The 6,801-nt window shown below is 68.3% G+C and carries 8 protein-coding genes and 2 pseudogenes; 6 read left to right on the forward strand and 4 right to left on the reverse strand.

Features of this window, described 5'->3' with window-relative positions:
* Positions 1-106, reverse strand: a pseudogene (locus tag ACIKT0_RS10715) (tRNA pseudouridine(55) synthase TruB); the annotation flags it as partial.
* A 2-nt stretch (positions 107-108) separates the two neighbouring features.
* Here ACIKT0_RS10715 and ACIKT0_RS10720 point away from each other — a divergent pair.
* From ACIKT0_RS10720 to ACIKT0_RS10730, 3 genes and pseudogenes are all read left to right on the forward strand, one after another.
* Positions 109-369 (forward strand): annotated as a pseudogene (locus tag ACIKT0_RS10720) (L,D-transpeptidase family protein); the annotation flags it as partial.
* A 155-nt stretch (positions 370-524) separates the two neighbouring features.
* Positions 525-1,310 (forward strand): Bax inhibitor-1/YccA family protein, encoded by a 786-nt coding sequence (locus ACIKT0_RS10725; protein WP_407105339.1) that lies wholly within the window; start codon positions 525-527, stop codon positions 1,308-1,310.
* A gap of 134 nt (positions 1,311-1,444) precedes the next feature.
* Positions 1,445-1,840, forward strand: a complete 396-nt coding sequence (locus tag ACIKT0_RS10730; protein WP_407105340.1) for a VOC family protein — start codon at positions 1,445-1,447, stop codon at positions 1,838-1,840.
* A gap of 4 nt (positions 1,841-1,844) precedes the next feature.
* Here ACIKT0_RS10730 and ACIKT0_RS10735 read toward each other — a convergent pair whose 3' ends face one another.
* Complete coding sequence (locus tag ACIKT0_RS10735; RefSeq protein WP_407105341.1) at positions 1,845-2,432, reverse strand: hypothetical protein; 588 nt, start codon at positions 2,430-2,432, stop codon at positions 1,845-1,847.
* Between the two features lie 100 nt (positions 2,433-2,532).
* On the opposite strand from ACIKT0_RS10735, the gene leuB reads away from it, so the two are divergent.
* Positions 2,533-3,648 carry a 3-isopropylmalate dehydrogenase gene (gene leuB / locus ACIKT0_RS10740; protein WP_407105342.1) on the forward strand — a complete coding sequence of 372 codons (1,116 nt, stop codon included), beginning with the start codon at positions 2,533-2,535 and terminating at the stop codon, positions 3,646-3,648.
* Positions 3,649-4,773: 1,125 nt separating this feature from the next.
* Here leuB and ACIKT0_RS10745 read toward each other — a convergent pair.
* A complete protein-coding gene (locus tag ACIKT0_RS10745; protein ID WP_407105343.1) occupies positions 4,774-5,064 on the reverse strand; it encodes a hypothetical protein in 291 nt (96 codons plus the stop codon).
* Between the two features lie 169 nt (positions 5,065-5,233).
* Here ACIKT0_RS10745 and ACIKT0_RS10750 point away from each other — a divergent pair, with 169 nt between their 5' ends.
* A complete protein-coding gene (locus tag ACIKT0_RS10750) occupies positions 5,234-6,265 on the forward strand; it encodes an aspartate-semialdehyde dehydrogenase (protein ID WP_407105344.1) in 1,032 nt (343 codons plus the stop codon).
* A gap of 7 nt (positions 6,266-6,272) precedes the next feature.
* Complete coding sequence (locus ACIKT0_RS10755; protein WP_183394859.1) at positions 6,273-6,479, forward strand: DUF1737 domain-containing protein; 207 nt, start codon at positions 6,273-6,275, stop codon at positions 6,477-6,479.
* On the opposite strand, the gene ACIKT0_RS10760 is transcribed toward ACIKT0_RS10755, so the two are convergent.
* Entirely contained in the window at positions 6,460-6,639 is a 180-nt protein-coding gene (locus ACIKT0_RS10760) for a hypothetical protein (protein ID WP_407105345.1), read from the reverse strand. The two genes, ACIKT0_RS10755 and ACIKT0_RS10760, sit on opposite strands and share 20 nt — an antisense overlap.
* Positions 6,640-6,801 lie beyond the last annotated feature (162 nt).

Here is a 6,801-nt window from a genome sequence, read left to right on the forward strand (position 1 = left end):
GCGGATCGAGCGTTCCGGCGTGCCCCGCCTTCTTGGCCTGGTACAGCCAGCGCGCCTTCGAGACGGCGTGCGTCGAGGTGACGCCGATCGGCTTGTCGAGCACCATCCTTCGCGGCTTCGCACGAGCGGATGTGGCGCGAGGACGGCCTCTACGACCTGGTGGTCGAGCTCGGCTGGAACGACCGGCCGCCGCGTCCGGGCCGCGGCAGCGCGATCTTCATGCACGCCGCCCGGCCGGGCTTCACCCCGACCGAAGGCTGCGTGGCGCTCGCGCCGGCGGCGCTGCGCCGTCTGATCGGCCGGCTCGGGCCGCAGACCATGCTCAGGATCGGATCGCCGCCGCGTAAGCTGCGGCGCGATCGTGCTTAATACTTCCTGACGAGGCGGTTGCTCTGACGAAGATGTCAGCGCCCGACAGGCCTCGCGAACTTGTGCGAGCGGCCGCGATCCCCATATCCTTCATGCCCAAAGGGACCGCCGCGCCGCGGCGGCCGCGACGGGACAATTCGCGAGGATTGCAGACGATGTCCGACTTTAACCGCAACGCTTACGGCCGAGCCGGCTTCGGCGGGGTCGCTGCGCCGAGCGCTGCGATCGACCCGGGCCTCCGGTCCTACATGCTGAGCGTCTACAACTACATGTCGCTCGGCCTCGCCATCACGGGCTTCGCCGCGATCGGCGCCTTCATGATGGCTGTGACGAGCGATCCCGCCTCCGCGGTCGCCACCGCGCGCGGCATGCACCTGACCCAGTTCGGCTACGCGCTGTTCGCGAGCCCGCTGAAGTGGGTGGTGCTGCTCGCTCCGCTCGGCATGGTGTTCTTCCTCTCCGCGCGCATTCACAAGATGAGCGCGGCGGGCGGCCAGATCGCGTTCTACGTATTCGCCGGCCTGATGGGCCTGTCGCTGTCGTCGATCTTCCTGGTCTACACCGGGGCGTCGATCGGCCGGGTGTTCTTCATCACGGCGGCGGCGTTCGGCGCGCTCAGCCTGTGGGGCTACACGACCAAGCGCGACCTGACCGGCATGGGCTCGTTCCTGGTGATGGGCCTGTTCGGCATCATCATCGCCAGCCTGGTGAACATCTTCCTCGGCTCGAGCATGGTGCAGTTCGTCGTGTCGGTGCTCGGCGTGCTGATCTTCTCGGGTCTGACCGCCTACGACACGCAGCGCATCAAGGAGATGTATTACGAGCTCGACGACAGCGACACGATGGGCCGCAAGGCCATCCTCGGCGCCCTGTCGCTCTACCTCGACTTCATCAACCTGTTCACGATGCTGCTGTCGCTGTTCGGCAGCAACCGCGAGTAAGCGAAGCCTTCCGGCCCCGGCCGGAGGATGAGACCAAGGCCCCGGCGGAGACGCCGGGGCCTTTTTCATGTCGGCCGCTTGCGTCCCGCCTGGGAGGCTGCATCTTCCGGCGCGACACACCGCAGGAGGCCGCCATGGCGAAGATGATCCACACGATGATCCGGGTGCGCGACGAGGAACGCTCGGTCGCGTTCTACCGGACCGCGTTCGGGCTCGAGGTGGCGGACCGCTACCCGTTCGACGGCTTCACGCTGATCTACATGGCCAATGCCGAGACGGGCTTCGAGCTGGAGCTCACCGTCAACGCCGGCCGCGACGCGCCCTACGAGCTCGGCGACGGCTACGGCCACCTCGCGGTCTCGGTCGACGACCTCGCGGCCGAGCACGCCCGGTTCGAGGCCGCCGGCCTGAAGCCGAACCCGCTCAAGACGATGGAGCGCGACGGCAAGCCGTTCGCGCGGTTCTTCTTCGTCTCCGATCCGGACGGCTACAAGATCGAGGTGCTGGAGCGCGGCGGCCGCTTCCAGTGACGCCTCAGAGCACGTCGTAGAGCCAGAAGATCCAGGACAGCTGCGCCGCGAGCGCGACGGAGACCAGCGCCGCCTGCAGGCGCCGGTCGCTGGAGAAGGCGCCCAGCGCGAAGGCCAGGATGAAGCCCGCGTTCCTGTACGGGTAGACCGGCCCGAGCGTGTCCAGATAGGCGCCGCCCTTGAGGCTGGTGTCGGCGAAGTCGACGATGAAGATCAGCGCCAGCAGCCCGAAGAACCACCGCCGCCGGGACATGAAGTAGTCCCGGTAGCCGGCGTACTCGTCCATCTTGTCCGGGAACAGCAGCGTGGTCGCCAGGAACAGCAGGCAGGCGTAGAAGATCAGGAACAGGTAGAGCTGGAAGGACCACACCGGCGCGGCCGACAGCCGGTACTCGAACCACCAGAAATGCGCGATGCCGAGCAGCACGAACAGCGCCCAGCCGAGATGCACGGGGTAGATCGTCTCGCGCGAGGGATGCTGCACGAAGCGCGCGAGGCCCGTCAGCAGGCGCCCGACGCCCAGTCCGACCACCACGCCCACGATCATCCGGACGTGCACGAAGGCTTCGTGATTGGCTGCGAGCTGCGACACTCCGGTTCCCTCCCGTTCTCGCCCAAGACGCTTGCCACCGGGCGGCGCCGGGTTCAAAACCCGGGCGGCTCTCTGGCATACACAGATGACGAGGATCCTAATGGCGGCCCATAAACTTCTTCTTCTGCCCGGCGACGGCATCGGCGTCGAAGTGCTCGCCGAGGTTCGTCGCATCCTCGCCTTCATCGAGCAGAAGGGGATCCTCTCCTTCGAGATCGAGGAAGATCTCGTGGGCGGCGCCGCCTATGACGCGCATGGCGTGGCGATCACGGACGCCGCCATGCAGAAGGCCAAGGCCGCGGACGCCATCCTGTTCGGCGCCGTCGGCGGCCCGCAGTGGGACGGCGTGCCCTACGACGTGCGGCCGGAAGCCGGCCTGCTGCGGCTGCGCAAGGAGCTCGAGCTGTTCGCCAATCTGCGCCCGGCGATCTGCTATCCGGCGCTCGCCGACGCCTCCGCGCTGAAGCGCGAGCTGGTCGACGGCCTCGACATCGTCATCGTCCGCGAGCTCACCGGCGGCGTCTATTTCGGCGAGCCGAAGGAGATCACCGATCTCCCGAACGGCCAGAAGCGCGCCGTCGACACCCAGGTCTACGAGACCTACGAGATCGAGCGCATCGCCAAGGTGGCGTTCGAGCTCGCCCGCGTGCGCTCGAACCGCGTGACCTCCGCCGAGAAGCGCAACGTCATGAAGTCCGGCCTGCTGTGGAACCAGGTCGTCACCGCGACCCACAAGGCCGGCTACGAGGACGTCAAGCTCGACCACATGCTGGCCGACGCGCTCGGCATGCAGCTGGTGCGCGCGCCGAAGCAGTTCGACGTCATCGTCACCGACAATCTGTTCGGCGACATCCTGTCCGACGTCGCCTCGATGCTGACCGGCTCGCTCGGCATGCTGCCCTCCGCCTCGCTCGGCGCCGAGGACCCGGCGACCGGCAAGCGCAAGGCGCTCTACGAGCCGGTGCACGGCTCCGCCCCCGACATCGCCGGCAAGGGCCTCGCGAACCCGATCGCGATGATCGCGAGCCTCGCGATGGCGCTCAAATATTCGCTCGGCAAGCCGGAGCTCGCCAACGTGCTCGACCGGGCGATCTCCGATGTCCTGGCCGACGGCCTGCGCACCGGCGACATCTGGACCGAGGGCATGACCAAGGTCGGCACCTCCGAGATGGGCGGCGCCGTGCTCAAGAAGTTCGAGACCCTGCTCTCCGCCTGAGGCGCGACCGCAGCTCCACCGCACGAGAAGGCCCGGCGGCGCCCGCCGGGCTTTTTCTTTTCGCGGGGCCCCGCGCCCGGGAGCGCTCGTCGCGTCAGGAAGGGGCGCCCTCCCTCCCTCGCAGAGGGGAGGGTGGACGGCGCAGCCGGCCGGGTGGGGTGCTCTGAGGACAAAGCGCTACGCCCAAGAGCCCCACCCGACCCTTCGCTGCGCGAAGGGCCACCCTCCCCACGGCTTCGCCGCGAGGAGGGAGAAGATGCCCTCTAGGCTTTTATTCCTTGACATCCGGCCTCCCCCATGCTCTCCTCCCCTCGTCCTACCCCGACAGGGAGGCGTGTCCGGACCGGCCGGCCATGCGGGGGAGGAGCGGCGCCTGCGCCTGCGAGCACCGGAGCTCGCGGTCCCGGGACGTCGGCTGCGGGCCTAGCGGGAAGCTTGCTTCCCAACGGGATTACAGGCCGCCCGCCCCGCACTAGGACGGGGCCGCGCCGTCGAGCGCCTTAAGGCGCGGGATGGGTTTTGGAACGAGCCGCTTCTTCGGAGGCGGCGAGGCCAAGAATCCGCAAAGGGACCGACCCCGCAAGGGAGAACGGGCCGCCCGCGACCGGAGCGCGGCTTCCGCCAGCTGATGACAAGCCGCCGCGCGTGGAGCGCCGGGCGACCGGCCAAAATACGCGTAAAACCACGGTGGCCCGGCGCTCCGCGCCTTCCGCTGTCGCTGTTTGAACCGGTTTGACGTGACGCGCCGTGCGACCCGGCGGATGGCGCACGCCCACCGTAATGCGCCCGACCGTCATGCCCGGCCGCAGGCCGGGTATCCACGACTGGGTCGTAACGCGGCGCGGCTGGAAGGAAGTCGTGGATGCCCGCGAAGGCGGGCATGACGGGAGGGGAAAGCCGGCGGCCGAGGGTCGTCTGCGCAGGGTCGGTTCCGAACGCGAGCTCAGCGCCGGGATTCAAGGGCGCGCTCTACACCCGAAGGCCCTACCCGACCCTTCGCTGCGCGAAGGGCCTCGCTCCCCGCGGCTGCGCCGCGAGGAGGGAGAAGAGGCGCGCAGCATCGGAAGGACCGAGCGGTTGACGCTGGCCGACGCCGTTACGAGATAGGGAGAAGGCGGAGCCGGCTCAGTAGCCGGGGAGGTCGAGGCTGGAGGGCAGCGGCGAGCGGCTGAAGCTGATGCTGTTCCGGGCCTGATAGGTCGGCTGATAGAGCGCGGACGTGTCATATTTGGCCGCGGAAGGCGGGCTGTCCGGCGTGGTCCGGGTGTTCAGGTAGCTCGGCTGCCGGGTGATCGTCACGGACACGCCGCCGTTGCGGGCGGGCTCCCAGGGCTCGGCCGACGCGAAGGACGCGATCAGCGGAACCGCCGCGATCGCCGCGGCGAAGATGAATGAACGCGTCAGGGGAAAGGACATGTCTGGCTCCGGCGCCTGAGTGCCACAATCCCTGAACGCGGTCGAGGCGATTTGGTTGCGGCGCATCGCCGGCCGCCGTTGAATTCTCCCGCGTTTCGCGGCATTGGAACCCCGCGGCTTGACGCCGCGGAACTGAAGGGCCGCCGGCGCGCGGCCCATGGAGCGGAAAATGGGTTATCGGATCGCCGTCGTGGGCGCCACGGGCAATGTGGGCCGCGAAATGCTGAGCATCCTCGACGAGCGGGAGTTCCCGGTCGACGAGATCGTCGCGCTCGCCTCGCGCCGCAGCCAGGGCACGGAAGTGTCCTTCGGCGACCGCACGCTGAAGTGCCAGACGCTCGAGATGTTCGATTTCTCGAAGACCGACATCTGCCTGATGTCGGCCGGCGGCGCGATCTCGAAGGAATGGTCGCCGAAGATCGCCGCCCAGGGCGCGATCGTGATCGACAATTCCTCGGTGTGGCGCATGGACCCGGACGTGCCCCTGGTGGTGCCCGAGGTCAACGCCGACGCGGTCGCCGGCTACACCAAGAAGGGCATCATCGCCAATCCGAACTGCTCGACCGCCCAGCTCGTGGTGGCGCTCAAGCCGCTGCACGACGCGGCCAAGATCAAGCGCGTCGTCGTCTCGACCTACCAGTCGGTCTCCGGCGCGGGCAAGGACGCGATGGACGAGCTCTGGAACCAGACCAAGGGCATCTACGTGAACCAGGCGCCCGAGCATGAAGGCGGCAAGTTCCCGAAGCAGATCGCGTTCAACGTCATTCCTCACATCGACGTCTTCATGGAGGACGGCTACACGAAGGAGGAATGGAAGATGGTCGCGGAGACCAAGAAGATCCTCGACCCGAAGATCAAGCTGACCGCGACGGCCGTGCGCGTGCCGGTGTTCGTCGGCCATTCCGAGGCCGTGAACATCGAGTTCGAGAACCCGCTGTCGGCCGACGAGGCGCGGGACATCCTGCGCGAGGCGCCGGGCCTGCTCGTCGTCGACAAGCGCGAGCCCGGCGGCTACGTGACCCCGGTCGAGTGCGTCGGCGATTTCGCGACCTTCGTCAGCCGCATCCGCGAGGATCCGACGGTCGACAACGGGCTGGCGATGTGGATCGTCTCCGACAATCTGCGCAAGGGCGCGGCGCTCAACGCGGTTCAGATCGCCGAATGCCTCGCCAATCGCGGCCTGCTCAAGCAGGCCGCGTGAGGGCGCGATGAAGCTCTACCGGCTGCTCACCGGTCCGGACGACGCCGCGTTCTGCCGGCGCGTCTCGGACGCGATCAACAAGGGCTGGACGCTGCAGGGCGATCCGACCCTCACCTACGATCCGGAGAAGAAGACGGTGATCTGCGGCCAGGCGATCACCAAGGAGATCGTCGGGGTGGAATGGTCGGACGAGATCAAGCTGTCAGACTGGTGACGATCGACAGGGCCGGCCGGCGCGGCGGGGTCCGGTCGTCGCCCTCCTGAAGGTCCCCGTCGATCGCGACCAGCTTCGGCCGCGAGGGCTTCTGCTGGGGCCCGCGGAGCACTGTTTCGGCGCGCAGCAGAAGTTCCTTGGCCTGGGACTGCGACCCCACCGCCTGAAGCGTCGCGGCGAGCCGCAGGCAGCTCTGGGCGAGTTCGGGGGCGAGCGGCGCAAGCGACGGCGCCGAGATCCGTCATCAGCATGCCCCCCTGCACGACGCCGACAAGGTTTGCGTGCTTCTGCCCGGCGCGAAAGCCGAAGGCGCGGGGGGCGG

It is taken from the genome of Hansschlegelia beijingensis, from assembly GCF_045505405.1.
Taxonomy (GTDB): Bacteria; Pseudomonadota; Alphaproteobacteria; order Rhizobiales; family Methylopilaceae; genus Methylopila; species Methylopila beijingensis_A.